General features: G+C 36.2%; 3 protein-coding genes. All 3 read left to right on the top strand.

Going from position 1 to position 2,196, the window contains the following annotated elements; all coding sequences use genetic code 11:
• Positions 1-296, top strand: a 296-nt coding sequence (locus B3Y13_RS05725; RefSeq protein ID WP_349681361.1) for an HPF/RaiA family ribosome-associated protein, incomplete at its 5' end; no start/stop codon positions are given.
• 224 nt (positions 297-520) lie between these two features.
• Positions 521-1,507 (top strand): HPr(Ser) kinase/phosphatase, encoded by a 987-nt coding sequence (hprK, locus tag B3Y13_RS05720; protein ID WP_296024988.1) that lies wholly within the window; start codon positions 521-523, stop codon positions 1,505-1,507.
• 154 nt (positions 1,508-1,661) lie between these two features.
• Positions 1,662-1,928 carry an HPr family phosphocarrier protein gene (locus tag B3Y13_RS05715; protein WP_078931373.1) on the top strand — a complete coding sequence of 89 codons (267 nt, stop codon included), beginning with the start codon at positions 1,662-1,664 and terminating at the stop codon, positions 1,926-1,928.
• Positions 1,929-2,196: the final 268 nt, after the last annotated feature.

Genomic DNA, 2,196 nt, shown 5'->3' with positions numbered 1-2,196 from the left:
AGGAAACTACTATGACTAAAAATGTATCAGCTTCATTTGACCTGGAACAGAAACAGACGGAAATGATTGACAAAAAACTTGAAAGAATTAAATATGCGGATGACCTTATAATTGATTTGACGGTCCGCGTAAAGCACGAAAAGGAATATTCTTTCGATGCAACTGCCAATTTCCGTTGGGGAAGTCAGGCTCATGTCAGTGCTAAGGATTTTGATTTTGGTGCTGCGCTCAACAAAATGATGGACGTGCTTGATACAAAAATCAAAAAGGAAAAAGATAAAATTCAGGAAAAATAATGTTTAATTCAGTTTACGCACAAAAGATGTGTGTTTAAGTTGAATATTGAAAATTTTGTAAAATTTCAAACGCCGTCTGACGGTTGATAAAACTTTTGGACGGTGTTTTTTTGTCTTTTTTTCGTTAGTTTTAGTCTTAAAATTTTTTTATATTCAAAAAAAATATTTGCAAAAAAGATTTTTTTGTCTTGAATACTATCCTTATTGTTTGTATAGTAATGAATATGGATAAACCGTTTACAGTTCTCGATTTGCTTGATATGGATTTAAAAGGTCACAATGCCCTTGATTTGCGGTGTCTTGCTGGTCGAAAGGGGCTTAACCGTACAATTTCGGTGCCTGACATAAACCGTCCTGGGCTTGAGCTTTCTGGTTTTTATGATTCTTTTGACTGTGATCGGGTTCAGCTTTTTGGGCATGGAGAAACGGCATATCTTTTAAAACTCAAAAAAGAAAAAAAATCTTCTTCAATAGAAAAATTATTTTCTTATAACATTCCTTGCGTTGTTTTTACGCATAGCCTTGAGCCAGATGAAGTTTTTCTGGAAATTGCAGAAAAAAATGGCTGCGCAGTTTTGCAGACGAGTCTTGAATCTTCTGAATTTTCGATGCGGCTTTTGCGCGTTTTTTCAAATGTTTTTGCTCCAAAAAAGACATTGCATGGAGTTCTTGTAGAAGTTTACGGTATCGGAATCCTTCTCATGGGACATTCCGGCGTTGGAAAATCTGAATGTGCGCTTGAGCTTGTTGAGCGCGGGCATAGGCTTGTTGCGGATGATATTGTTCAAATTCGTTGTGTGAACGGAAACTCTGTTTTGGGGCAGGGCGCAAATACTTTTATAAGCCACCATATGGAAATTCGCGGTTTAGGAATTATAAACGTAAGCCAGCTCTATGGAGTTGGTTCAATCCGCGAGCAAAAAGAAGTTCAGCTTATCATCAAACTGGAAGAATGGGATCAAAATAAAATTTATGACAGAATTGGTACTGATCAGACGAGCACTGATTTGCTCGGAGTAAAAGTTCCTACAATCGAAATTCCTGTTCGCCCTGGAAGAAACCTTCCAATTATTATTGAAGCTGCTGCGATGAATGAACGCTTAAAAGCGATGGGTTATAATTCTGCAAGGGATTTTAATCAGAATATTCTAAAATGGATTGAATCCGGAGAGGCACAGACCGCTTATTATGGTTCTGACGACTCTTATTAAAATTTATAAAGAGAAGTTGCCTGAATAGTTTTTATTAGCGATTGTTAAGCTGTTGAAATAGCCATGCTGCTTATATTATAAGGTGTAAGTTTTTTTCAATAACTCAATTATTGCAAATTTTACTTATTTGACAGCTTCTTCAAAGAGGTCTTTTATGACAGAAAAAATTTTGACAGTACGCAACCGTGCTGGAATTCACGCTCGTCCTGCTGCCTTGATTGCGCAGACAGCAAACAAATTTGCCTGCGAAGTTACAATGATTAAAGATGATGCTGAAGTAAACGCAAAATCAATAATGGGTGTGATTACAATGGCTGCGGCCTATAACACGAATATTACTCTCAGAACGGACGGTGCTGACGAAGTTCAATGTGCCGATGCTATTGCTCAGCTTTTTGATAAAAAATTTGAAGAAGAATAAAGAGATTTTCGAGTTTTTCGAAAAATTTCTGCTTTTTTAGCGAATCAAGGAGGAGATGCAAGGTAAAAAATGCCTAAATCCTGGCTGTTTTTATCTTTTATTAGTTTTTTGTTTGTTGAAAAGCAGAAAAAAGGTCGAAATCGAAAATTATATTTTTTATTGGCTTTTTATGGGAGACGAAATAGAATCTTTGTCTGAAATAGCGTCAAAGTTTTTATTCACAAGTTTGCGTCGCAAACTTTCTTATCATCTGTTGTTTCTCACTTCG

The sequence above is a fragment of the Treponema sp. UBA7567 genome, assembly GCF_002476655.1.
Taxonomy (GTDB): Bacteria; Spirochaetota; Spirochaetia; order Treponematales; family Treponemataceae; genus Treponema_D.
Note: the sequence above shows the minus strand (reverse complement) of the source record. Positions and strands in the feature narration are given on the sequence as shown.